The organism is Clavibacter sp. (assembly GCF_014802555.1).
GTDB lineage: Bacteria > Actinomycetota > Actinomycetes > Actinomycetales > Microbacteriaceae > Clavibacter > Clavibacter sepedonicus.
Genome location: NZ_JAAVCB010000017.1, coordinates 1 through 23117, shown reverse-complemented (window position 1 = coordinate 23117; position 23117 = coordinate 1). Strand labels below are relative to the sequence as shown.

22 protein-coding genes are annotated in these 23117 nt (G+C 72.3%); 10 read left to right on the top strand and 12 right to left on the bottom strand.

The features are described 5' to 3' along the window. Positions 1 to 52 precede the first annotated feature (52 nt). From rlmB to HDR73_RS01820, 4 genes are all read right to left on the bottom strand, one after another. A complete protein-coding gene (gene rlmB, locus HDR73_RS01835; protein WP_287136200.1) occupies positions 53 to 1126 on the bottom strand; it encodes a 23S rRNA (guanosine(2251)-2'-O)-methyltransferase RlmB in 1074 nt (357 codons plus the stop codon). Further along, positions 1116 to 2570 carry a cysteine--tRNA ligase gene (cysS, locus tag HDR73_RS01830; protein ID WP_012299986.1) on the bottom strand — a complete coding sequence of 485 codons (1455 nt, stop codon included), beginning with the start codon at positions 2568 to 2570 and terminating at the stop codon, positions 1116 to 1118. Before cysS ends, rlmB begins: the two co-directional genes overlap by 11 nt. A gap of 83 nt (positions 2571 to 2653) precedes the next feature. Continuing rightward, positions 2654 to 3886, bottom strand: coding sequence for a bifunctional 2-C-methyl-D-erythritol 4-phosphate cytidylyltransferase/2-C-methyl-D-erythritol 2,4-cyclodiphosphate synthase (locus tag HDR73_RS01825; protein WP_012299985.1), 1233 nt, complete (start codon positions 3884 to 3886; stop codon positions 2654 to 2656). 59 nt (positions 3887 to 3945) lie between these two features. Further along, positions 3946 to 4428, bottom strand: a complete 483-nt coding sequence (locus HDR73_RS01820) for a CarD family transcriptional regulator (protein ID WP_012299984.1) — start codon at positions 4426 to 4428, stop codon at positions 3946 to 3948. 165 nt (positions 4429 to 4593) lie between these two features. Here HDR73_RS01820 and HDR73_RS01815 point away from each other — a divergent pair, with 165 nt between their 5' ends. Next, positions 4594 to 5160: a hypothetical protein gene (locus tag HDR73_RS01815; RefSeq protein WP_012299983.1), complete on the top strand. Its 567-nt coding sequence runs from the start codon at positions 4594 to 4596 to the stop codon at positions 5158 to 5160. 86 nt (positions 5161 to 5246) lie between these two features. Here the strand turns inward: HDR73_RS01815 and HDR73_RS01810 are convergent, their stop codons facing one another. Both HDR73_RS01810 and HDR73_RS01805 read right to left on the bottom strand, forming a co-directional pair. Then, on the bottom strand, positions 5247 to 5927 hold the full coding sequence (locus HDR73_RS01810) for a response regulator (protein ID WP_012299982.1): 681 nt from the start codon (positions 5925 to 5927) through the stop codon (positions 5247 to 5249). Next, positions 5924 to 7087: a sensor histidine kinase gene (locus HDR73_RS01805; RefSeq protein WP_041464716.1), complete on the bottom strand. Its 1164-nt coding sequence runs from the start codon at positions 7085 to 7087 to the stop codon at positions 5924 to 5926. Before HDR73_RS01805 ends, HDR73_RS01810 begins: the two co-directional genes overlap by 4 nt. A 203-nt stretch (positions 7088 to 7290) precedes the next feature. On the opposite strand from HDR73_RS01805, the gene phoU reads away from it, so the two are divergent. After that, positions 7291 to 7944 carry a phosphate signaling complex protein PhoU gene (gene phoU / locus HDR73_RS01800; RefSeq protein WP_015491088.1) on the top strand — a complete coding sequence of 218 codons (654 nt, stop codon included), beginning with the start codon at positions 7291 to 7293 and terminating at the stop codon, positions 7942 to 7944. An 87-nt stretch (positions 7945 to 8031) separates the two neighbouring features. Here phoU and HDR73_RS01795 read toward each other — a convergent pair whose 3' ends face one another. Further along, entirely contained in the window at positions 8032 to 8787 is a 756-nt protein-coding gene (locus HDR73_RS01795) for a phosphoglyceromutase (protein ID WP_012299979.1), read from the bottom strand. A gap of 35 nt (positions 8788 to 8822) precedes the next feature. Between HDR73_RS01795 and HDR73_RS01790 the strand changes: the two genes are divergently transcribed. Continuing rightward, positions 8823 to 9647, top strand: a complete 825-nt coding sequence (locus tag HDR73_RS01790; RefSeq protein ID WP_012299978.1) for a class I SAM-dependent methyltransferase — start codon at positions 8823 to 8825, stop codon at positions 9645 to 9647. Positions 9648 to 9686: 39 nt separating this feature from the next. On the opposite strand, the gene HDR73_RS01785 is transcribed toward HDR73_RS01790, so the two are convergent. The 5 genes from HDR73_RS01785 to HDR73_RS01765 all read right to left on the bottom strand — a co-directional run bounded on the left by HDR73_RS01785 (position 9687) and on the right by HDR73_RS01765 (position 14600). Then, on the bottom strand, positions 9687 to 11081 hold the full coding sequence (locus tag HDR73_RS01785; RefSeq protein ID WP_012299977.1) for a zinc metalloprotease: 1395 nt from the start codon (positions 11079 to 11081) through the stop codon (positions 9687 to 9689). Between the two features lie 232 nt (positions 11082 to 11313). Next, entirely contained in the window at positions 11314 to 12435 is a 1122-nt protein-coding gene (locus tag HDR73_RS01780) for an FUSC family protein (RefSeq protein ID WP_012299976.1), read from the bottom strand. Beyond that, positions 12419 to 13573 carry a CAF17-like 4Fe-4S cluster assembly/insertion protein YgfZ gene (gene ygfZ, locus HDR73_RS01775; RefSeq protein ID WP_012299975.1) on the bottom strand — a complete coding sequence of 385 codons (1155 nt, stop codon included), beginning with the start codon at positions 13571 to 13573 and terminating at the stop codon, positions 12419 to 12421. Before ygfZ ends, HDR73_RS01780 begins: the two co-directional genes overlap by 17 nt. Then, complete coding sequence (locus HDR73_RS01770; RefSeq protein WP_012299974.1) at positions 13563 to 14162, bottom strand: heme-binding beta-barrel domain-containing protein; 600 nt, start codon at positions 14160 to 14162, stop codon at positions 13563 to 13565. Before HDR73_RS01770 ends, ygfZ begins: the two co-directional genes overlap by 11 nt. A 171-nt stretch (positions 14163 to 14333) precedes the next feature. Beyond that, positions 14334 to 14600, bottom strand: coding sequence for a hypothetical protein (locus HDR73_RS01765; RefSeq protein WP_012299973.1), 267 nt, complete (start codon positions 14598 to 14600; stop codon positions 14334 to 14336). 53 nt (positions 14601 to 14653) lie between these two features. Here HDR73_RS01765 and HDR73_RS01760 point away from each other — a divergent pair, with 53 nt between their 5' ends. The 7 genes from HDR73_RS01760 to pstA all read left to right on the top strand — a co-directional run bounded on the left by HDR73_RS01760 (position 14654) and on the right by pstA (position 23005). Continuing rightward, positions 14654 to 15346 carry a response regulator transcription factor gene (locus HDR73_RS01760; protein WP_012299972.1) on the top strand — a complete coding sequence of 231 codons (693 nt, stop codon included), beginning with the start codon at positions 14654 to 14656 and terminating at the stop codon, positions 15344 to 15346. After that, on the top strand, positions 15315 to 16229 hold the full coding sequence (mshD, locus tag HDR73_RS01755; RefSeq protein WP_012299971.1) for a mycothiol synthase: 915 nt from the start codon (positions 15315 to 15317) through the stop codon (positions 16227 to 16229). Before HDR73_RS01760 ends, mshD begins: the two co-directional genes overlap by 32 nt. Positions 16230 to 16322: 93 nt before the next feature. Then, a complete protein-coding gene (locus HDR73_RS01750; RefSeq protein ID WP_012299970.1) occupies positions 16323 to 18506 on the top strand; it encodes an RNA degradosome polyphosphate kinase in 2184 nt (727 codons plus the stop codon). Between the two features lie 31 nt (positions 18507 to 18537). Further along, entirely contained in the window at positions 18538 to 19488 is a 951-nt protein-coding gene (locus tag HDR73_RS01745; RefSeq protein ID WP_012299969.1) for an NUDIX hydrolase, read from the top strand. 202 nt (positions 19489 to 19690) lie between these two features. Next, positions 19691 to 20788 carry a phosphate ABC transporter substrate-binding protein PstS gene (locus HDR73_RS01740; RefSeq protein ID WP_012299968.1) on the top strand — a complete coding sequence of 366 codons (1098 nt, stop codon included), beginning with the start codon at positions 19691 to 19693 and terminating at the stop codon, positions 20786 to 20788. Positions 20789 to 20894: 106 nt separating this feature from the next. After that, the gene (gene pstC / locus HDR73_RS01735; RefSeq protein WP_012299967.1) at positions 20895 to 21905 is read left to right on the top strand and encodes a phosphate ABC transporter permease subunit PstC; all 1011 of its coding nucleotides are present in this window, start codon (positions 20895 to 20897) and stop codon (positions 21903 to 21905) included. Further along, the gene (gene pstA / locus HDR73_RS01730; RefSeq protein ID WP_041464715.1) at positions 21905 to 23005 is read left to right on the top strand and encodes a phosphate ABC transporter permease PstA; all 1101 of its coding nucleotides are present in this window, start codon (positions 21905 to 21907) and stop codon (positions 23003 to 23005) included. Before pstC ends, pstA begins: the two co-directional genes overlap by 1 nt. The last annotated feature ends 112 nt before the right edge of the window (positions 23006 to 23117 follow it).

Sequence of the window (23117 nt, the reverse complement as noted above, 5' to 3'; positions counted from 1 at the left end):
CGACGAAGGAGCCGGGACCATGGGGTCCCGGCTCCTTTGTGCGTGCGACGTGCTACTTCCGGCGCGCGGCGGCCCGCAGCTTGCCGATCTCGTAGAGCGTGACGCTCGCGGCGATGCCGGCGTTGAGCGACTCGGTGGATGCGCCGATCGGGATGGAGACGATGGTGTCGCAGGTCTCGGTGACGAGGCGAGACAGGCCCTTGCCCTCGGATCCGACGACGACCACGATCGGCCGGTCGGCGAGCGTGAACTCGTGCAGCGACATGTCGCCGCCGCCGTCGAGGCCGACCACGAAGACGCCGCGCTGCTTGAGCGCCTTGAGCATCTGCGTGAGGTTCGACGCCATGGCGACGGGCGTGCGCGCTGCGGCGCCGGCCGACGTCTTCCACGCGCTGGCGGTGAGGCCGACCGAGCGGCGCTGCGGCACGATCACGCCGTGGCCGCCGAACGCGGCGACCGAGCGGATGATCGCCCCGAGGTTGCGCGGGTCGGTGATGCCGTCGAGCGCGACCATGAGCGGCACCTGGCCGCGCGAGATGGTCTTGTCGAGCAGCTCGATCGCGTCCGCGTACTCGTACGGCGGCACCTTGAGCGCGAGGCCCTGGTGCACGGCGTCGTGGCCGGCGATGCGGTCGAGCTCGGGGCGCATGACCTCGAGCACGGGGATCCCGCGCCCGGTGGCGAGCGACAGCACCTCCTTGACGCGGTCGTCGTACTCGATGCGCGACGCGATGTAGAGCGCGGTCGCGGGGATCTTGGCCCGGAGCGCCTCGACCACCGAGTTGCGGCCGGTGACGACCTCGGACTCGTCCTGCTGCTTCGCGCGGCGGGCGCGCGGGGCGTCGGCGCCGGCGGGGCGGTCAGTCGCGCGGGCGCGGGGCGCCGCGGATCGGGGTGCGGCCGAGCGCTCGGCGCGCTCGTCACGGCCGCGGTTGGCACCCGCGGACGCCGCCTCGTACCGGTCCTTCGCGAGCTTGCGCTTGCCTGCGGGGTGGTACGGCCGGTCCTCGGCCTTGGGCGTGGGCTTCTTGCCCTCGAGGGCCTGCCTGCCCTGCCCTCCGGATCCCTTGAGCGGGCCCTTCTTGGTCTTCCGTACCGCGCCTGAGCGGCTGGGCTTATTCGCCATCGATGCTCCAATGCGACCCGCCAGGCGAGTCCTCTATCGTGATGCCGGCCTCGGCCAGCTCCTGTCTGATGCGGTCGGCGAGGGCGAAGTCCCTGGCCTCCCGCGCGGTCTGTCGCTCGGCGATGCGGTGCTCGACCAGCGCCTGCAGCGCACGGCGCGCGGGCTGGTCGGACGCGGTGCGCCACTCGTCGGCCAGCGGGTCGATCCCGAGCACGGCCACCATCGCGGAGACGTCGGCGCGCAGCGACGCGGCCTCCTGGAGGTCGCCCGCATCGAGGGCGGCGTTGCCCGCGCGCACGGCGTCATGCAGCACGGCGAGGGCCTGCGGCACGCTCAGGTCGTCGTCCATCGCCTCGGCGAACTCGTCGGGCACGGCGGCGGGCGCGCCGTCCGTCGCCGCGGGCTCGGCCTGGAAGCGCGTGCCGGCGAGGCGGCGGGCGCTGCGGTCGAGGAAGGTCTCGATGCGGTCGAGGGCCGCCTCGGCCTCGGCGAGCGCGCCGTCGTGGAACTCGAGGGTCGAGCGGTAGTGCGCGGATCCGAGGAAGTAGCGGACCACGACCGGCCGGGCCGAGGCGAGCAGGTCGGCGGCGAACAGCGAGTTGCCGAGCGACTTGCTCATCTTCTGGCCGGCGACGGCGACGAGCCCGTTGTGCAGCCAGTAGCGCGCGAACGGATCCCCCGCCGCGCGGGACTGCGCGAGCTCGTTCTCATGGTGCGGGAAGCGGAGGTCGAGGCCGCCGCCGTGGATGTCGAACTCGGCGCCGAGGTAGCGCGTGGACATCGCGGAGCACTCGATGTGCCAGCCCGGACGGCCGGCGCCCCACGGCGACGGCCACGACGCGCTCGCGGGCTCACCGGGCTTCGCGCCCTTCCAGAGGGCGAAGTCGCGCACGTCGCGCTTGGCGCGCGGATCCGCGTCGGCGGCGGCCTCCATGTCGGCGGCGCGCTGGCGGGTCAGCTCGCCGTACTCGGGCCAGGACGCGGTGTCGAAGTAGACGTCGCCGGATCCGTCGTCGGCCGGGTACGCGTGCCCGCGCTCGACGAGGCGCCCGATGATGGCCTGCATCTCGCCGATGCTCGCGGTGGCGCGGGGCTCGTAGCTCGGCGGGAGGATCCCGAGGGCCGCGTACGCGCGGGAGAACTCGAGCTCGACGCGGTAGGCGAGCGCCCACCATTCCTCCGTGCCGCCGGCCTCCTGGCCCCGGCGCGCGTTGTCGATCACCTTGTCGTCGATATCCGTCACGTTGCGGACGAGCGTGACGTCGAGCCCGCGGTACGCGAGCCATCGGCGCAGCTGGTCGTACGCGAGCGCGCTCCGGAGGTGTCCGATGTGCGGCGCCGACTGCACGGTGGGACCGCAGACGTAGATGCCGACCCTGCCGTCGACGAGCGGCACGAAGTCCCGGAGGGACTGCGTCCGGGAGTCATGGAGGCGCAGGGTCACAGAGAGATCCTAGTCAGCGCGCATCCGCGCCCCCGCCGGATGACGGGCGGGGACGGCGCCCGACGGCGCCGGCGACGACGCAGTCAGACGCGCTCGACGAGGGCCGTCGCGACCGCCGCGACGCCGTCGCCGCGACCCGTGAAGCCGAGCCCGTCCGTGGTGGTGCCGGCGAGCGAGACGGGCGCGCCCACGGCGGCCGAGAGGATCCGCTCGGCCTCGGCCCGCCGCGGCGACAGCTTGGGGCGGACGGCCATGACCTGCACGGCCACGTTGACGATGCGGTACCCCGCGCCGCGCACGAGCTCCGCCGTCCGCCGCAGGAAGACCTCGCCGTGCGCGCCGTCGAGCTCGGGGTCGTCGGTGCCGAAGACGCCGCCGATGTCCCCGAGGCCCGCGGCGGAGAGGAGCGCGTCGCACATCGCGTGGCTGACCGCGTCGCCGTCGCTGTGTCCGGCGAGACCCGGCTGGCCCGGCCAGTGCAGCCCGGCGAGCCAGAGCGGCTGGGTCGCGTCCGTCGCATGCACGTCGGTGCCGATGCCGGAGCGGAGGCGCGATGCGGCGGATCCGGTGCCCGCATCCCGGGCGACGAGCTCCTCCGCGCGCCGGAGGTCCCACGCGGTGGTGACCTTGAAGGCGAGCGCGTCGCCGGGGATCACGCGGACGCGGCCGCCCGACGCCTGGAACAGGGCGGCGTCGTCCGTGTGCTCAGCGTCGGCGCGGGCGTACGCGGCGTCGAGGGCGGCGCGCGGGAAGCCCTGAGGGGTCTGGACCCCGACCAGGTCGCTGCGGTCGACGGTGCCGAGGCACTCCCCGTCCGGGTCCAGGCGCTTGACCGTGTCGGTGACGGGGAGGCCGGGGACGATGCCTGCACCCTCGGCGCGGACGGCGACGGCCACGGCGGCGAAGAGGGCGGCGGGCGTGAGCGCGCGGGCGGCGTCGTGCACGAGGACCGTGTCGACGGATCCGGCGAGCGCGGCGAGGCCGGCCGCCACCGAGCCCTGCCGGGTGGCTCCCCCGACGACGACCGCGACGGAGCCCCGCGCCACGCCCGCGACGGCGTCCACGACGGCGGTCGTCTCGGCCAGGTGCGTCTCCGGAGCGACGACCACGACGTGCGCCTCCTCCGCCAGGCCGAGGACCGATCCCAGGGAGCGGGCGAGCAGAGTGGCCCCACCGACCTCGACGAGCGCCTTCGGGATCCCGGCCCCGAGCCGCGTGCCGCTGCCCGCGGCCACGACGACGACGCCGAGCCGGGGCCCGTCCTGCGCACCGTCCGCGGGCACGGAGGCGGACGGGACGACGGGGTCGTGGCTCATGCCGTCAGGCTACCGGCGGCGACGTGCGCCCACGGCGGACGGGTCACGAGGCGACGACCTCAGGAGGCGAGGACCTCGTCGAGCAGCGTGGACGCGTGCTCCTCGTCCGTCTTCTCCGCGAGAGCGAGCTCGCCCACGAGGATGCCGCGCGCCTTCTGCAGCATGCTCTTCTCGCCGGCGGACAGGCCGCGGTCCTGGTTGCGGCGCCACAGGTCGCGCACGACCTCGGCCACCTTCAGCACGTCGCCCGACGCGAGCTTCTCGAGGTTCGCCTTGTAGCGCCTCGACCAGTTGGTGGGCTCCTCGGTGAACTCGGCGCGCAGCACCGCGAACACGCTCTCCACGCCCTCGCGCCCGATGACGTCGCGGACACCGACCATGTCGACGTTCTCCGCGGGCACCTCGATCTGCAGGCCGCCCTGGTTGACGTCGAGCTTGAGGTACAGCTTCTCCACGCCCCGGATGACGCGCTTCTTCACCTCGATGATGGTCGCGGCACCGTGATGCGGGTACACGACGGTCTCGCCGACCTCGAAGAGCAATGGGTTCCCCGTTCTGTGGACGTGGTCTCCAGGATACCAGCCGGGTCCCGCGCGCCCTCGGGCGGCCGCGCGCCAGCCGATCCCGTAGGCTGAGCGGGTCAGCTGATCCAGCGCGGACGCCTCCGGACGCCCCGGCGCCGGCCCGCGCGACAACCGGAGGGTCCCGTGAGAGCGCGTACCGCATCGCCCATCGTCCTCGCGGCCCTGATCGCGGTCGGCACGTCGTCGTGCACGTTCATCACGCCCCAGGCCACGCAGATCTCCTACTTCCCGAGTGACGGCTTCGACGCCACGGTCGGCGACATCGAGGTGCGCAACGCGATCCTCCTCACCGAGGGCGGATCGTCGGCCGGCGCGAGCCTCGTGGTGACGCTCGTCAACAACTCCGGCGACAGCCTGCGCGTCGCCTTCCAGCACGAGCTCACCGAGGGCAGCGCGGACCGCGAGACGCGCACCGTCACGGCGGCCCCCGGCCTCACCAAGTTCGGCGCCGAGGACTCCCAGCGCATCACCTTCGACTCGGTCGACCCGACGCCGGGCTCGCTCACCAAGATCTACATCCAGTACGGCGACGCCGAGGGCGTCGAGATGGACGTCCCCGTGCTCAATGGCGACCAGGAGACGTACACGAACCTGGTGCCCGGCGAGACCGGTTCCACCCCGGACACGAAGGTCACCACGACGCCCGGCACCACCGAGGGCGACGAGGGCCTCGAGGACAGCACGAACTAGTCCGCCGGTCGCGCTCGCGGCCTCTCGCGACGAAGGCCGCCCCCCCCAGGGGGACGGGGCCTTTGTCATGCCGGCCGGTCGGCGGCCTACGCCTCGAAGCGGTAGCCCAGCCCGCGGACGGTCACGAGGAGCACGGGGTCGGACGGCTCGCGCTCGATCTTGGAGCGGATCCGCTTGATGTGCACGTCGAGCGTCTTGGTGTCGCCGAAGTAGTCGGACCCCCACACCCGGTCGATGAGCTGGCCGCGCGTGAGGACGCGCCCCGCGTTCCGCAGCAGCAGCTCGAGCAGCTCGAACTCCTTCAGCGGCATCGCGATCTCACGGCCGTCGACCTCGACCGTGTGCCGCTCCACGTCCATGCGCACGGAGCCGACCTCGAGCACGTTGAGCGGCTCGTCGTCGACCTCGACGCGGCGGCGGAGCACCGCGCGGATCCGGGCCAGCAGCTCCCGCGTCGAGTACGGCTTGGTCACGTAGTCGTCGGCGCCCAGCTCGAGGCCCACCACGATGTCCACCTCGGAGTCCTTGGCGGTGAGCATGATGATCGGCACGGCCGAGCGCGTGCGGATCTCCCGGCACACCTCGGTGCCGGGGAGGCCGGGGAGCATGAGGTCGAGAAGGATGAGGTCGGTGCCGTCCTTCTCGAACGCGGCCACCGCGGCGGGGCCGTCCTCGACGACGTCCACCTCGTATCCCTCGCGCTGGAGCAGGAAGGCGAGCGGCTCGCTGAGCGACGCCTCGTCCTCGACGAGCATGATGCGTGTCACGTGGGTTCTCCGATGTCCGTACCGGCGAGCGCCGGGGTCTGCGATGCCTCGGGGAGGCGGATGGTGAAGGTCGAGCCGCGGCCAGGACGGGACCAGACACGTACGTCGCCGCCATGATTCTGCACGACGTGCTTGACGATGCTGAGCCCGAGTCCCGTGCCGCCGGTGTCGCGGGCGCGGGCCTGGTCGACGCGGAAGAAGCGCTCGAAGATCCGGCTCTGCTCGTCCTCCGGGATGCCGATGCCCTGGTCGGCGACCACGACCTCGACGGCGCCGTCGTCGACCATGACGCCGATGCCGACGCGGGATCCGTCGGGCGAGTAGTTCACGGCGTTGCTCAGGAGGTTGGCGACCGCGACCACGAGGAGGGCCTCGTCGCCGTAGACGGTGGAGCGCGACCGCTTGCCCCGGGCGAGCTCGATCCCGCGGAGCTCCGCCCCGAGCCGCACCTGGTCGAGCGCGACGCTGATCACGTGGTCGACGTCGACGGGCTCCGCCTTCTCCAGCGCGTTGGCCGCCTCGAGCCGCGACAGCTCGATGATCTCCTGCGTGATGCGCGCCAGCCGGGCCGACTCCGTGGTGAGCCGGGCCGCGAACCGCCGCACCTGGACGGCGTCGTCGGCGCAGGAGTCGAGCGCCTCCGCGAGGAGCCCGACCGCGCCGATGGGCGTCTTCAGCTCGTGGCTGATGTTCGCCACGAAGTCGCGGCGCACCTGGTCGAGCCGGTGCGACTCGGTGCGGTCCTGCGCGAGGAGCAGGACATAGCGGGTGCCGAGCCGGGCGACGCGGACGTGCATCTGGAACTCCGCAGCGCCGAAGGGCCCGCGTGCGAGCGACACCTCCTCCGCCAGCGGCTCACCGGATCGGCGCACGCGGTCGACCATCGTGACGAGCTCGGGATGCACGAGCGCTTGGTGGAAGACGAGGCCGGAGGAGATGGCGCCGGGCGACGCCTTCATCACGTTGTTGGACGGGTCGAGCACGATGCCCGCCGACTCGAGCGCCTCGAGCACCTCGTCGACGCCGTCGGGGACCACCGGGTTCGTGATCTCGACGGCGCGGTCGCCGCGGTCCGCCGCGTGGTGCAGCAGCCACACGAATCCCGCGCCGACCGCCAATCCGATGAGGAGGCAGACGAGCACCAACGCACCGGTGTCCATGCGCCCACACTAGGAGACGGCATCGGGGTCTCCCGGCCGTCCGACCGCCGCAGAGGCCCCACGGGGCCGCGAATTCAGCTCGTCGGCACCGTGCGTTAACCTCGCATGACCAGAGTCGGAGGACGTGGGCCCGCCACCAGGGCCCGCTCTGCCCGAGAACCACCCCGCCCCTCGCAGCGGGGCGGCCTGAAAGGACGTCCCCCATGCGCGAAGTGTTCCAGCAGGAGCTCCACGAGGTCCAGGAGCGTCTCATCGAGATCTCCGCGCTCGTCGCCATCTCCATCGAGAACGCGACCCGCGCGTTCAACGAGTCGAACGTCAGCCTCGCCGAGACCGTCATCGAGCAGGACCGCCGTATCGACGAGCTCGCCACGAGCCTCGACGAACTGGCGATCAACATCCTCGCCCGCCAGCAGCCCGTCGCGCGCGACCTGCGCATCGTCGTCAGCGCGCTGCGCATCAGCGCGTCGCTCGAGCGGATGGGTGACCTGGCCGAGCACATCGCGCAGCTGTCGCGCTACCGCTTCCCGGACAAGGTGGTCCCGAAGTCGCTGCGCCCGACGTTCCTCGAGCTCGGTCAGCTCGACGTGGCGATCGCCCGCAAGCTCACGGACCTCCTCACGACCGAGGACGCGAAGCTCGCCGAGGAGATCCGCAACGACGACGACCGCATCGACGAGCTGCACCTCAGCGTCTTCGACAAGGTGCTCGGCGAGACCTGGAAGGGCGCGGCCGTGGACACGGTCGACTCCACGCTCGCCAGCCGCTACCACGAGCGCTTCGCCGACCACGCGGTGTCCATCGCGAAGACCGTGCAGTACCTCGCGACCGGCGACTGGGTACAGGCCGACGCCTGATCCCGCGGCGGGCCACGACCCGCAGCGATGACGAGAGCCCGACCGGATGATCCGGTCGGGCTCTCGTCGTCCGTTCGGGCGGGAGGGCTACTTCTTGGAGCCCTGCGCGGCCACGGCCGCAGCGCCTGCGGCGGCGGCCTCCGGGTCGAGGTACTCGCCGCCGGGGACGATCGGGCGGAAGTCCTCGTCGAGGCGGTAGACGAGCGGGATGCCGGTCGGGATGTTGAGCTCCGCGATGTCCGCGTCGGAGATCCCGTCGAGGTGCTTGACGAGCGCACGCAGCGAGTTGCCGTGCGCCGTGACGAGCACGGTGCGGCCGGAGGCGAGGTCGGGCTGGATGTCGGACTCCCAGTACGGCAGCATCCGCTCGATGACGTCCTTGAGACACTCGGTGCGGGGCAGCGTGTCGCCGAGGTCGGCGTAGCGGGGGTCGGCCGACTGCGAGTACTCGTCGTCGTCGGCGATGGGGGGCGGCGGCACGTCGAACGAGCGGCGCCAGGTGGCGAACTGCTCGGGGCCGTACTCGGCGAGGGTCTGGGCCTTGTCCTTGCCCTGCAGCGCGCCGTAGTGGCGCTCGTTGAGGCGCCAGGTGCGCTGGACGGGGATCCACGAGCGGCCGGCGCGCTTGAGCGCGATGTTGGCGGTGTCGATGGCGCGGATGAGGACGGAGGTGTGCAGTACGTCGGGGAGGATGCCGGACTCGGCGAGGAGCTCGCCGGCGCGCTGCCCCTCCGCGACACCCTGCTCGCTCAGCTCGACGTCCACCCATCCGGTGAACAGGTTCTTCTGGTTCCAGTCGCTGTTGCCGTGACGCAACAGCACGAGGGTGCGGGGTTCAGCCATGCGATCAGCCTATCGAGCGATGGGAGACTGATCCCATGCCGGTCCCCGCCTCCCCCGTCGGTTCCGTGACGCGCGGGACGACCAACACGAACCGCCTCCGGCGCGTGGACAGGTGGATCGCGACCCTCGACTCGCTGCGCACCGCGGACGCGCCGCTGGTGGTCGACCTCGGCTACGGCGCGAGCGGGATCACGGCGCTCGAGATGCACCGGCGGCTGCGCGCGACGCGGCCCGACGTGCGCGTCGTGGGCATCGAGATCGAGCCGGGACGCGTCGCCCGCGCCCGCGAGCAGCTCGCCGCGTGGCCCGATGCCTCCGCACGGGAGCGGATCTCCTTCGTCCGCGGCGGGTTCGAGGTGCCGCTGCCCGGCGGCGAGCGCGCCACGGTGATCCGCGCCTTCAACGTGCTGCGGCAGTACGACGAGGCGGACGTGCCCGCGGCGTGGGCGCGCATGGCGGCCCGGCTCGCCCCCGGCGGATCCGTGGTGGAGGGCACGTGCGACGAGATCGGCCGGGTCGCGAGCTGGGTCGACGTGCGCGAGGACGGGCCGCGCAGCCTCACCGTCTCGCTGCGCCTGGCGGGGCTGGAGCTGCCCTCGATCGTCGCCGAGCGGCTGCCGAAGGCGCTCATCCACCGCAACGTCCCCGGCGAGCGCGTGCACGAGGTGCTCGCCCTCCTCGACCGCAGCTGGATCCTCAGCGCGCCGCTCGGCGTCTACGGTCCCCGGCAGCAGTGGCTGGGCGCGGTGCGGCGGATGCGCGACGCGGGCGTGCCCGTCGAGGGCGGGCACGCGCGCTGGCGGCTCGGGGAGCTGACGGTGCCGTGGTCGGCGGTGGCGCCGCAGCCCGACCGGCCCTGAGGCGAGGTCGGGCCGGTCGGGCCGCTCGATCCCGTCGCGTCAGGAGGCGCGGAGGATCCGCGCGACGTTCCACCGGGGTCCGGGGACCGAGATGGTGGCCGCTCCCGGAGGCTGCATGCCCATGGCGGCGTGATCGATGTCCGACATCGCGGACATGCCCGGCATCGCGGGCATCGCGGGCATGCCCGGCATCGCCGCCGCGCCCGGCCGCCCTGACGGCTCGCCCAGCATCGACGGCATGCCCGGCGCCTGCTGCATGATGGCGCCGGAGGGGATCGACCGCGCATCGGACCGCGTCGGCTCGACCGTCCGGCCGCCGGCGCCGCAGGGCACGGTCACGTCGACCGTCGCGAGGTGCGCGTCCTCGTCCATGCCCACGACGCTCACCGACATGCCGTGCCGCAGGTCCGCCTCGTCGCCCGGCACGAGCCGCTGGGCCGTCACCGACGTGTCGCCCGGCCGGACGGCGATGGACGTGGCCTCCGGGTACAGCGGATCGGTGCGCGACAGCTGCACGCCCGACGGCCGGATGTCCCTGTCCGCGTACGGCGAGTCGTCGACGGCCGCGTACTCCTGCCCGTCGACGACGTCCCGGTACTGCACGAACCAGCTCACCGACGGATCCTCCGGGTCCGCCCAGGAGACGATCCGCTGCGCGTCGAAGCCGCTCGACATGGTCTGGATGTCGATGCGCCTGGTGGCTCCGCACGTGGGCACGACGCGGTGCGAGATGAGCCCGAGCCGGTCGAGCGTCCCCGCGGTGAACGGCAGGAACGTGTACGCGTTGCCCATCAGGTCGGCGTCGTTCCCGTACTCCGATCGCGTGCAGGAGGCGGGCATGGCGCGCTCGTCGTAGTCCCACGAGTCGGAGCACCGCACCGACGACGCGTGGAACAGCGACATGTTGTGGCCGAGCTCGTGCGCGAGGGTGGTGGGGAGGTCCTGTCCGATGAACACGAACCCGCCGTCGTTCACGCCCTCGCCCTCCGACCCGTTGGAGAACTGCGCGCATGCGTCGTCGTGCGGCACCATCGCCATGAGGTGCGCGTCCGGTCCGGGGGTGAAGCCCGAGTACCGCTGAGCGAACGCGTTCACCGAGGCGAAGTCGTCGCATCGCACGCCCGGGTCGTCGGGGACCTGCCAGTCGCTGATCGAGGTGGCGTGGACGCGCACGCGGCCGCCGGTCTCGTTCGCGTAGTACGCGTCGACCTTGGCGAGGTTCGACGCGACGTCCTCCCGCGTGTAGTCCGGCGCGACGCCCTGCGGGTCGACGAGGACGACCGTGACCTCCTCCACGGCGACCTGGCCCTTGGGCGCCGCGGCCTCGACGCGGTACGGCGCGGCCGCCGCCTGGGCGGGGGCGGGGGCGGCCATGGCCGCGGCGAGCGCGACCACCGCCAGCGTGCAGATGATCGTGGGTCTCGTGATGCGCATGGTGTCCTGTCGTGTCCGGCGGGGCGTGGAGGGAGGTGCCCGCCGCGCTGTCGGAGGGTCGTCACGACGCACGAGCGGCGCGCGGGGCGTCGGCACGGAGGAGTCCGCGCGGACGGCGTACCTGCGATCGGGGTGATCGGGGTGATCGGGGTGACCGGGGTGACCGGGGTGACCGTACCGTCCGGCGGACGTCCGACTGCCCGTCTGTGCACACCCGCAGCGGCAGCGCGGCTCAGACCTCCGGCAGCGCCCGTCGAGCCGTGTCCGCGTCGATGCCCGACGCGACCTGGAGGTCGACGAGCAGGGGGCGGAGGAGCATCACGAGCATCACCTCGCCGACGGGGGCGCCGGGGATGAGCTCGCGCGGATCCAGCCGCACCGCCACGAGCACGAGGTTCTGCTGGGCGAGGGGCGCGGCCGACGGATCCGCGAGGCTCTGGCCGAGGAGGTTCACGCCGTTCGAGACGGTCGCGAGCAGCTCCGCGAGCATCGGCCGGCGGACCCCGTCGACGACCAGGAAGTCGATGCGCCGCGAGATCACGCGCAGGTTCCGCACCGCGAGGTCCATGCCGTCGAGCACGCGCCGCTGCTCGCGCAGCTCCGGCACGTGGCGGCGGAGGAACGGCGAGATCCGCGCGATGGAGAGGGCCGAGTCGGCCGCGGCGCTCCACGCGTCGATGAGCGGCTGCGTGCGCCGGAGCCGGTCGAGCGCGCGGTCGGCGGCGGTCGCGTCGCCGAGCCGCAGCGCCGTGACGAGCGAGGTGAGCGCGTACGAGCACTCGGAGAACACGCGGCGGGCCTCGCGGAGGGCCTGCCTGCGCGGATCCCGCGGGATGAGCGCGGTGGCGAGCAGCGCCACCGCCCCGCCCACGAGCCCGTCCACGCTGCGCACGAACACCCCGCCCGGCGGCGCGGGCAGGAGGGCGACGAGCACGGCCTGCACCCCGGCGGCGACAGCGAACGCGGCGTTCGACGACAGCAACCGCGCCACGAGCAGCGTCGCCAGGATGATGACGAACAGCTGCCAGGCACCGCGCCCGATGCCGAGCAGGAGCACCTCGCTGAGCGTGATCCCGACGGTCATGCCGATGGCGGTCTCGAGCACCCGGACCGGCCGGGCGTCGCGGACGAAGCCGAGGCTCGTGATGGTGACGGTGGTCGCGAGGAGCGGGGTGTCGTGGCCGAGCACGTGGTGCGCGAAGGCCCAGCCGCCCGTCGCGGCGATGGCGATCTGCAGGGCGGCGGGCGCGGATCCCCACAGGCGCAGGAGCGCGGCGCGCGGATCCGCCCGGTGCCTCAGGGTGCGGGCGGCACGGGCCGAGCGCTCCCGCGCGCGCTCAGCGGCGGACCGCACCGAGCCGAGGGAGGCGGGGGACGTCGGCGGATCGGCCGGCGTCGGTGGGCACGATCACGTCCTGCATGGCCTGCACGCGCACGTCGTCGGCGACGACCTCGAGCTGGAGGGCGGGATCGACGTTGCGGCGCACGACCGCGAGCGCGACCGGGCCGAGCTCGTGGTGCAGCGCGCTTGAGGTGACGGATCCGACGACCTCGCCCGGGGCGCCGTCGTCGGCGGCGGGGAGCCGCACCTCGGATCCGGCGCCGGGCAGCACCGCGTCCGACCCGTCGAGCTGCAGCAGGACGAGGCGGCGCGGCGGTCGGCCGAGGTTGTGCACTTTGGCGACCGTCTCCTGGCCGCGGTAGCAGCCCTTGCTGAGGTGCACGGCGCTCCGCAGCCAGTCGAGCTCGTGCGGGATGGTGCGGTCGTCGACCTCGGTCGCGAAGCGCGGGCGCCACGCGGCGATCCGCAGGGCCTCCGCCGCGAGGACGCCCGCGACCGGAAGGTCGCCGGACGCGGCCCGCGCGGCGACGCCCGGCAGCTCGGAGCGCGGCACGAGGCGCTCGCTCCACGTCCAGCCCTCGCCCGGGTGCGACGCGGCCGCCGCGTACTGGTGGCCGCCGGGGACGACGTGCGCCCACGGATCCCGCCACACGAGCGGCACGCCGGCAGGGGCCGCGACAGGGAGGTCGGGCTCGCCCAGCGTGCCGATGACGGCCATCTCGGCCGTGCGATCCGCGGGCTCGACCCGGAGCATGAAGCGCATCCGCTGCAGGTAGGCGAGCAGGGACGCCGCATCTCCTGCACCCAGCAGGAGCCACGTGCTGACGCCGTCGTCGAGCACACCGACCGCATGCTCGAGGCGGCCGTTCTGGTCGAGGAAGAGCGTCTCGGCGGAGTCGCCGGGCGCGAGGCCGCGGAGCGACTGGCTGGTGATGGAGTCGAGCCAGGTCAGCCGGTCCTCCCCCGTCACGGAGAGGACGGCGCGGTGCGACAGGTCGACTATCGCCGTGCCCGCGGCGAGCGCACGCTGCTCCTGCACGAGGGATCCGAGGTGCGCGGGCACGCCGGCGTCCGGTCCATCCGCGGCGACGGCGCCGGGCAGGTCGAGGAAGGGCGAGCGGGCGACGGCGGGATCCGGCTCAGTCGACATGCGACACCCGCCCGGAGGCGTGCGTGCGCAGCGGCTGGCCGAGCGCCGCGATGTCCCACGCCCAGAGCAGGTCGCGCTCGACGAACCCGTAGAGCCGGGTCGCGCCCGTGTACGACTTCGCTCCCTCGGTGCGCAGGACCGCGTCGGTCGCGAGGTCGATGCGCGCGCTCTTCACCTGTCCCACGTAGAGCTCGCTGACTCCGCCGGGGTGGACGAGCGCGACCTCGACATCGAAGCCGCCGTCCGCGTTGCAGAGCGTCTCGACCTCCTCGGCCGTGGTGAACGGGCGCTCGTCGGTGGGCGGCAGCATCGCCGGGCCCGGGTCGCCGTCGGTGACGCGGCGCCGCAGCCGCCAGTAGCCGGTCTCGGTGACGAACGGCACCGGGCCGTCATCGCCCTCGATCCACGCGTACGAGGAGTAGTTGAGGTGCGGCAGTCCGTCGTGGCTGAAGCTGATGCGCTGGCCGAACTCGCGGCGGACCGTCTCGTCGCCGACGGCGTACTCGACGACGCCGGAGCCCTCCCAGACGCCGAGGAGCCAAGACAGGGGGACGAGCTCGGCGGGCAGGCCGGTCGGGATCTCGATCATGCGGCGCGCGGTCAGCGCTGGCCGCGGAAGAGGTTGTAGACCACGACGAGCGACACCCAGCCGATGGAGAGGCTCGCCAGGACCAGCAGTCCGGTGAAGAAGAGTTCCAGAGCAAGCAGCGACGACATGGCCTCAATCTACCCCACGGGCGGGCCGATCCGGCCGGCCGGTCTACGCGGCGACGGGCACCAGGAGCACGACGGCCGTGGCGACCGCGAGCACGAGCACGGCGCCGACGACGCTGCCGACGGCGCGGTCGACGAAGCCGGTCTTGCGGGGCAGCGCCAGCTGGATCACGAAGGTCGCGATGACGCATACGGCGAGCACGAGCGGGAACCACCGTGGTGCCGCGTCGGGGCCGACCGCGATCGCCACCACGACCGCGCCGACGGCGGCGGCCAGCCAGACGGGGACGAGGCTGCGCAGGGGGGAGGTCACCCCGCAATCCTGCCCCACGTATCATGGGGGCAATTCATCCATGGAGGATCCCTGTGGCCCAGCTGTTGATCCTGACCTCGTCCGCGGACACCGACGTGCTCCCGGCGCTCGGGCTCCTCAGCCACCGAACGCGGCACATCCAGGCCGATGCCGCGAGCCTGGTGAACGCCCCCGCGGCCGACCTCGTCCTGGTCGACGCCCGTCGCGACCTCGCCAGCGCCAAGTCGCTCTGCAAGATCCTCACCACCACGGGCGGCGGCACGCCGCTCATCCTCGTGCTCACCGAGGGCGGCCTCACGGCGGTGAGCGCCGACTGGGGCGCGACCGACGTGATCCTCGACTCGGCCGGCCCCGCCGAGGTCGACGCGCGCGTGCGCCTCGTCATCGGCCGCGCGGCCCTCGAGCACACGGGCAGCAAGATCCAGGCGTCCGGCGTGGTCATCGACGAGGCCAGCTACTCCGCCAAGGTGCACGGCAAGCCGCTCGACCTCACGTTCAAGGAGTTCGAGCTGCTGCGCTTCTTCGCGAGCCACCCGTCGCGGGTCTTCACGCGCGAGCAGCTGCTCAGCGAGGTGTGGGGCTACGACTACTTCGGCGGCACCCGCACGGTCGACGTGCACGTGCGGCGCCTGCGGGCCAAGCTCGGCGACCTCGAGTCGCTCATCGGCACCGTGCGCAACGTCGGCTACCGCTTCAACGTGTACGAGGAGGACAGTGAGCGCGTTCCCGCCCCCGCCGGAGCCTGACGCTCCGCGCGTCGCCCATGTCGAGCCCGCCCCCGACGCCGTCCGCGGGATCCTCGCGCTCGCCGACCGCGCACGCGCGGACGACGGCGTCGCCCCCTTCAACGAGCAGACCCGCCTCACGCTCGGCGCGGACGGCGGCCCGACCCTCCTCCTCGCCCACGGCACGGACGACGACCCGCTCGGCGCGGCCGTGGTCGCGCACGGCGATGCCGGGATCGAGGCCGAGCTCGTCGTGGATCCGGCCCACCGCCGCCGGGGCGTCGGCCGCGCGCTCCTCGACGCCGTGCTCGCGGAGGCCGCGGGCTCCCCCGTCTCGGTGTGGGCGCACGGCGACCACCCCGCGGCCCGCGCCCTCGCCGACGCGACCGGCCTCGACCGGGCCCGCGAGCTCCTGCAGCTGCGCGCGTCGGTCGCCGAGGCGCGCACGGGCCTCGGCGAACGCCAGATGCCCGCGGGCGTCGCGCTCTCCTCCTTCACCGCAGACGACGCCGACGACTGGGTCGCGCTGAACGCGCGCGCCTTCGCCAGCCACCCCGAGCAGGGCCGCATGACCCGCGGCGACCTCGACGACCGCGTCGCCGAGGCGTGGTTCGACCCGGCATCGCTGCTCCTCGCCCGTGACGCGGACGGCCGGCTCGCCGGCTTCCACTGGCTCAAGGTCGATGGCGGCCAGGCGGAGGTGTACGTGCTGGGCGTGGATCCCGACCGGGCCGCCCGCGGACTCGGATCCGCGCTCCTCGCGGCCGGCCTCGACCTGCTCGCCGAGCGCGGCCACGACGAGGTCGACCTCTACGTCGAGGCGGACAACACCCCGGCGCTCGCGCTGTACCGACGGGCCGCCTTCCGCGACGCCGCGGTCGACGTCCAGTACCGCCGCGCCTGATCCCCGCGCCTCCCCCGGCGCTGCCCCGATGCGGTTCACCCTGCGTTCACCTGGCGGAGGCCGGAGCGCGCACCGCGATGCCATGATGGGCGGATGGACAGCGAGACGTACATCGGCGATGCGAAGGCGGTCGCCGAATCCCTGGACGACTTCGACGACGAGGATGAGCTCCTCGAGGACGACGGGACCCTCCCGGAGGGGCGCTTCCTCGACCGCGAGCTGAGCTGGCTGGCGTTCAACCGCCGGGTGCTGGAGCTGGCGGAGGATCCCGAGCTGCCCGTCCTCGAGCGCGCCAACTTCCTCGCCATCTTCGCGAGCAACCTCGACGAGTTCTTCATGGTCCGCGTCGCCGGCCTCAAGCGCCGCATCGCCACGGGCCTCGCCGTCCCCACGAACATCGGCCGCACGCCGGCCGAGGTGCTCTCCGCGATCAATGAGACCGCCTACCGCCTGCAGGTCCGTCACGCGGCCGCCTTCAACGACAGCGTCCGTCCGGCGCTCGAGGAGCACGGCATCCGCATCGTGCGCTGGGACTCGCTCGACGAGGCGCAGCAGGACCGCCTGCACGAGCTCTTCTCCGAGCAGGTGTTCCCCGTGCTCATGCCGCTCGCGGTGGATCCCGCCCACCCGTTCCCCTACATCTCCGGCCTGTCGCTCAACCTCTCGGTGCGCATCCGCAACCCGAAGACGAACCGCCAGGAGTTCGCGCGCATCAAGGTGCCGCAGATGCTGCCGCGCTTCATGCCGCTCACGCCCGACACGCGGTCCGGCCCCATCGACTTCATCGCGCTCGAGGACCTCATCGCGAACCAGCTGCAGACGCTGTTCCCCGGCATGGAGATCGTCGAGCACCACGTGTTCCGCGTCACGCGCAACGAGGACGTGCAGATCGAGGAGGACGAGACCGAGAACCTCATCCAGGCCCTCGAGAAGGAGCTGCTGCGCCGCCGGTTCGGCCCGCCCATCCGCCTCGAGATCTCGGACGACATGGACGCGGTCACGCTCGACCTCCTCATGCGCGAGCTCGACATCACCGAGCAGGAGGTGTTCACGCTCCCCTCCCCGCTCGACCTCGGCGGCCTGTTCGACCTCGCCAAGCTCGACCGGCCGGCGCTGCACTACCCGAACAACGTGCCCACGACGGCGGTCGCCCTGAAGCCGGCCGAGGACAACTCGCGCGCCGACATCTTCCGCTCCATCGCGCAGCAGGACATCCTGCTGCACCACCCCTACGAGTCCTTCACCACGAGCGTGCAGGCGTTCCTCGAGCAGGCGGCGGCGGATCCGCACGTGCTCGCCATCAAGCAGACGCTCTACCGCACGAGCGGCGACAGCCCCATCGTCGAGGCGCTCATCGACGCGGCCGAGGCGGGCAAGCAGGTGCTGGCCCTGGTGGAGATCAAGGCCCGCTTCGACGAGCAGGCCAACATCACGTGGGCCCGCAAGCTCGAGAAGGCCGGCGTGCACGTCGTCTACGGCGTCGCCGGGCTCAAGACGCACTGCAAGCTCGCGCTCGTCATCCGCCAGGAGAAGGGCGGCGTGCTCCGGCACTACAGCCACATCGGCACGGGCAACTACAACCCCAAGACGAGCCGCATCTACGAGGACCTCGGGCTCCTCACCGCGGACGACGTCGTGGGCAAGGACCTCACGCGCCTGTTCAACGAGCTCTCCGGCTACGGCATCGAGAAGAAGTTCAAGCGCCTGCTCGTGGCGCCGCTGCACCTGCGCAAGGGCCTTCTCAAGCGCATCGCCGTGGAGACGCAGAACGCGCTCGACGGCAAGCCGAGCGGCATCCGCATCAAGGTCAACTCCATCGTCGACGAGAAGATCATCGACGCGCTGTACCGGGCCAGCAACGCGGGCGTGCCCGTGCAGGTCTGGGTGCGCGGCATCTGCTCGCTCACGCCGGGGCAGCCGGGTCTCAGCGAGAACATCGAGGTGCGGTCGATCCTCGGCCGCTACCTCGAGCACAGCCGCGTGTTCTCGTTCGTCAACGACGGCGACCAGGCCGCCTTCATCGGCAGCGCCGACATGATGCACCGCAACCTCGACCGCCGCGTCGAGGCGCTCGTGCGGCTCGTGGATCCCGCGCACCTGCAGGAGATCGAGGACCTGTTCGACCGCGCCATGGCCGACACGACCTCCGCGTGGATCCTCGACTCCGACGGCGAGTGGACGCGCCGCAACAAGGGCGCGGACGGTACCACGCTGGAGGACCTGCAGACCGCGGTCATGGGCATCGTGACCAAGCGCAAGCGACGCGTGCTCCGCTGAGCGCGGCACCGCTCGCAGCGTCCCCGCTAGCGTGGACGACGTGACCCCCGCTCCCTCCGTCTTCGCCGCCGGCGCCGTCGTCTGGCGCGTGGTCGAGGGGCGGATCCGGGTGCTCATCATCCACCGCACGCGCCGCCGCGACACCAGCCTGCCCAAGGGCAAGGTGGATCCCGGCGAGACGCTCCCGCAGACCGCCGTCCGCGAGGTGCACGAGGAGACGGGGCTCCGGGTCGCGCTCGGCGTGCCGCTCGGCGCCATCGAGTACGGCATCTCCGGCGGCCGCCGCAAGTCGGTCAGCTACTGGGCCGCCGAGGCCACGGACGCCATGGTCGAGGCCGGCCGGTTCGAGCCGGACGACGAGGTCGAGAGCGTCGAGTGGATCTCCATCCCCAACGCGCGCAAGCGCCTCGACTACCCGGGCGAGGTGCAGATCCTCGACCTCTTCGCCGGGCTCGTGGAGACGGGCTCGCACCGGTCGTTCGCCCTCATCGCCCTGCGCCACGGGCACGCCGTGCAGCCGTACGAGTGGGACGGTCCCGACGGGGGTCGGCCGCTCAGCGCCCGCGGGCGCGACCAGGCACGGGCGATCGTCCCGACGCTGCTCGCCTTCGGGCCGCGGGTCGTCACGAGCAGCACGGCCGAGCGCTGCCTGCAGACGGTCGCGCCCCTCGCGGAGGCCCTCGGTCGCCGGGTGAAGGAGAACGCCGGGATCAGCCAGGACGCGTACGAGATCGACGGCGGATCCGTGCGCGAGACCGTCGCGAAGCGCGTGCGCAAGGCCCGCAGCGCGGTGCTCTGCAGCCACAGCCCGGTCCTGCCGGAGATCCTGCACGAGATCGCGCTCGCCACCGCGACGCCCAGCGCGAGCCGCATGCCGCGGGCGGGGATGCTCTCGCCCGCCGAGTTCTCGGTGGTGCACCTGTCGGCGTCGGATCCGGAGGCGGGGATCCTCGCCGTGGAGACGTACGGGCCGTCGGCCTGACGGGGGCCGCGGATCGTCGTGCCCCTGCACGACCCGCGACCGACCAATATGCGCCCGAAGTCCTGAGCCCGAGCCCATCCGCGCGGTCTGTTCACCTCCCGTTCACCGATTCCGGCCGATCCTGTCAATGGCCCGACATAGCTTCGTCGAGGGGCATGCACCTGCCTCCTCACAGCAAGAAATACCCGGAAGGCTCCATCACGTGAAGATCTCGCGTCTCAGCAGCGCAGCAGCGCTCGCCGCCGTCACCGCACTCGCACTCTCCTCCTGCGCCTCCAACGAGGCCCCCGCCGAGGGCGGCGACGCATCCGCGTCCACCCTGTCCGGCACGCTCAACGGCATCGGCGCCACCTCCCAGGGCGCCGCCCAGGAGGCATGGAACGCCGCGTTCCAGACCGCCAACCCCGACGTCACCGTCACCTACGCGGGCGAGGGTTCCGGCGCCGGGCGCGAGGCGTTCATGGCCGGCGGCCAGAACGCCGCCTTCGCCGGCTCCGACCGCGCGCTCAAGACCGACGAGCTCACGAAGACGTTCGGCCAGTGCGCCGACGGCGTCAAGCCGATCGACCTCCCCGCGTACATCTCCCCCATCGCGCTGATCTTCCAGGTCGAGGGCGTGAAGGACCTGAACCTCGACGCCGCCACCACCGCGGGCATCTTCAAGGGCACCATCACGAAGTGGAACGACCCGGCCATCGTCGCGCTCAACCCCGACGCCACGCTGCCCGACGCCGGCATCACCGCCGTGCACCGCTCGGACGACTCGGGCACCACCGAGAACTTCGCGAAGTACCTCAACACCACCGCGAAGGACGTCTGGGACGCGGAGCCCAAGGGCGTCTGGCCCTACCAGGGCGGCGAGGCGGCCCAGGGCACGACCGGCGTCGTCGACGCCGTCAAGGGTGGAAGCAACATCATCGGCTACGCCGACGCGTCCAAGGCCGGCACCCTCGGCGTCGCGAAGATCAAGGTCGGCGACGAGTTCGTCGGCTACTCGCCCGAGGCCGCAGCCGCCGTCGTCGAGGCGTCGCCCGAGGCCGAGGGCCGCGAGGCGAACGACGTCGTCTTCGACATCGACTACTCCACCACCGAGTCGGGTGTCTACCCGATCGTCCTCGTCAGCTACCTCATCGCCTGCCAGGAGTACAAGGAGCCGGCAGTCGGCGAGCTCGTCAAGGCCTACCTCGGCTACGTGACCAGCACCGAGGGCCAGGCGCTCGCCGCCGAGAAGGCCGGCGCCGCGCCGCTCTCCGACACGGTCGCCGCTCAGGTGAAGACCGCGGTCGAGTCGATCAAGTAGCACTCCCCGTCCGCCCCCTGATCCGCGCCAGCGCGGGTCAGGGGGCGTCCCCACGGGCGGCCCGCCGCCCGAAGCCCCACCATCCAGACCGTAGGGAACCCGCCCCATGACGACCGCCGCCCCGCAGCCTCCCCAGGCTCCCGAGTCCGATCGGCCGCGCGACGTCGCCGCCGCCCCCGCAGCTCGCCGCAGCTCCCAGGACGCGAAGCCCAAGGCCCGCGTCGGCGACCGCGTCTTCTCCGGCCTCTCCCGGGGGTCCGGGACGCTGATCCTCGTGATCCTCGCGGCCGTGGCGCTGTTCCTCATCGTGCAGAGCATCCCCGCCCTCACGGCGCCCCCTGCCGAGGTCTCCGGCGGCGGGGGCTTCTGGGCCTACGTCGGGCCGCTCATGTTCGGCACCGTCTACGCCGCGGCGCTCGCCATGCTCATGGCCGTGCCCGTCGCCATCGGCATCGCGCTCTTCATCTCGCACTACGCGCCCCGCCGCCTGGCGCAGGGCCTGGGGTACATCATCGACCTGCTGGCCGCCGTGCCTTCGGTCGTCTTCGGGCTCTGGGGCATCGCGGTGCTGGCGAAGTTCCTGCAGCCGTTCTACGTCTTCCTCACCGACACGTTCGGGTGGTTCCCGCTCTTCGCCGGCCCCGTCTCGGGCACCGGCCGCACGATCTTCACGGTCGCGGTCGTCCTCGCCGTCATGATCCTGCCCATCGTCACCGCCCTCTCCCGCGAGGTCTTCCTCCAGACGCCGAAGCTGCACGAGGAGGCCGCGCTCGCCCTCGGCGCCACGCGCTGGGAGATGATCCAGACCGCCGTGCTGCCGTTCGGTCGCCCCGGCATCATCTCGGCCTCCATGCTCGGCCTCGGCCGCGCCCTCGGCGAGACGATGGCGGTCGCGATCGTCCTCTCCCCCGCCGCGGTCGTGAACTTCGCGTGGTTCCAGTCGACGAACTCGAACACCATCGCCGCGAACATCGCGCTGAGCTTCCCTGAGGCGTACGGCCTCAAGATCAACGAGCTCATCGCATCCGGCCTCATGCTCTTCGTCATCACGCTGGCCGTCAACATGCTGGCCCGCTACATCATCAGCCGCCGCAAGGCCTTCTCCAGAGCGAATTGATGGCCACCACAGCCCCCTCCCGCACGCGGCCCGTCGCGAGCACCCTGCCCAACTCCCTCACCGCCGGGAAGCTGCACCGCTTCACGGCCCCCGCGATCTTCGTCGTGTCCTGGCTCGTCATGGCGGCCATCTTCCTGGTGCTCGAGCTCTCGGGTGCCGCGGACGACTTCAACGTCGTCGGCACGGCGGTGTTCGGCACGATCCTCTTCGGCATCGCGCTGTTCCTCTTCTCGCTCGCCGTGGAGGGCGAGCGGAAGGCGAAGGACCGGGTCATCACGATCCTCGTCACCGTCGCGTTCGTGCTCGCGCTCATCCCGCTGATCTCGCTCGTGTTCACGGCCGTCACCAACGGCTCCGCCCGCTTCGACCCGCTCTTCTTCAACTCGAGCCTCCGCAACGTGGTGGGCGAGGGCGGGGGCGGCCTCCACGCCATCATCGGCACGCTGATCGTCACGGCCATCGCCGCGGTGATCTCCATCCCCGTGGGCCTGATGGCGGCCATCTACCTCGCCGAGTACGGCCGCGGCCGCCTGGCCCGCGCCATCACGTTCTTCGTCGACGTGATGACGGGCATCCCGTCGATCGTCGCGGGCCTCTTCGCCTACGCGCTGCTGGTCATCTTCCTCGGCCCGGGCGTCCGCCTGGGCTTCGGCGGTGCGCTGGCTCTCTCGGTGCTGATGATCCCCGTGGTCGTGCGCAGCGCCGAGGAGATGCTCAAGCTGGTGCCGAACGAGCTCCGCGAGGCGTCCTACGCGCTCGGCGTGCCGAAGTGGCTGACGATCATGAAGATCGTGCTGCCCACGTCGCTCGCCGGCATCGTCACGGGCGTGATGCTCGCGATCGCCCGCGTCATCGGCGAGACCGCACCGCTCCTCATCGTCGCCGGGTTCACGCAGAGCATGAACTACAACCCCTTCGAGGACCAGATGATGACCCTGCCGGTGTTCGTCTTCCGGCAGTACGCCGACCAGGGCAGCGACGCGTTCGCCTACGTGGACCGCGCGTGGACCGGCGCGCTCGTGCTGATCCTCATCGTCATGGCGCTGAACATCGTCGCCCGGCTCATCGCCCGCATCTTCGCCCCCAAGCTCGGCCGCTAGCTGTACTCGGCCATGACGTTGGTGACACTTCGGGGCGTGTGAAGAGGCCTCCTGGCTTGATGGAGCTGTTCAGTTCAACCATCGCCAGGAGGCCTCGATGTCCCACGGTAAT

Excerpts from the sequence above, each read along its gene's own strand:
- HDR73_RS01750 (WP_012299970.1), top strand. The coding sequence starts at position 16,323 with ATGGACAGCGAGACGTACATCGGCGATGCGAAGGCGGTCGCCGAATCC.
- ygfZ (WP_012299975.1), bottom strand. The coding sequence starts at position 13,573 with ATGTCGACTGAGCCGGATCCCGCCGTCGCCCGCTCGCCCTTCCTCGAC.
- HDR73_RS01795 (WP_012299979.1), bottom strand. The coding sequence starts at position 8,787 with ATGGCTGAACCCCGCACCCTCGTGCTGTTGCGTCACGGCAACAGCGAC.
- HDR73_RS01805 (WP_041464716.1), bottom strand. The coding sequence starts at position 7,087 with ATGGACACCGGTGCGTTGGTGCTCGTCTGCCTCCTCATCGGATTGGCG.
- HDR73_RS01790 (WP_012299978.1), top strand. The coding sequence starts at position 8,823 with ATGCCGGTCCCCGCCTCCCCCGTCGGTTCCGTGACGCGCGGGACGACC.
- phoU (WP_015491088.1), top strand. The coding sequence starts at position 7,291 with ATGCGCGAAGTGTTCCAGCAGGAGCTCCACGAGGTCCAGGAGCGTCTC.
- pstA (WP_041464715.1), top strand. The coding sequence starts at position 21,905 with ATGGCCACCACAGCCCCCTCCCGCACGCGGCCCGTCGCGAGCACCCTG.
- HDR73_RS01785 (WP_012299977.1), bottom strand. The coding sequence starts at position 11,081 with ATGCGCATCACGAGACCCACGATCATCTGCACGCTGGCGGTGGTCGCG.
- HDR73_RS01825 (WP_012299985.1), bottom strand. The coding sequence starts at position 3,886 with ATGAGCCACGACCCCGTCGTCCCGTCCGCCTCCGTGCCCGCGGACGGT.
- HDR73_RS01770 (WP_012299974.1), bottom strand. The coding sequence starts at position 14,162 with ATGATCGAGATCCCGACCGGCCTGCCCGCCGAGCTCGTCCCCCTGTCT.
- pstC (WP_012299967.1), top strand. The coding sequence starts at position 20,895 with ATGACGACCGCCGCCCCGCAGCCTCCCCAGGCTCCCGAGTCCGATCGG.
- rlmB (WP_287136200.1), bottom strand. The coding sequence starts at position 1,126 with ATGGCGAATAAGCCCAGCCGCTCAGGCGCGGTACGGAAGACCAAGAAG.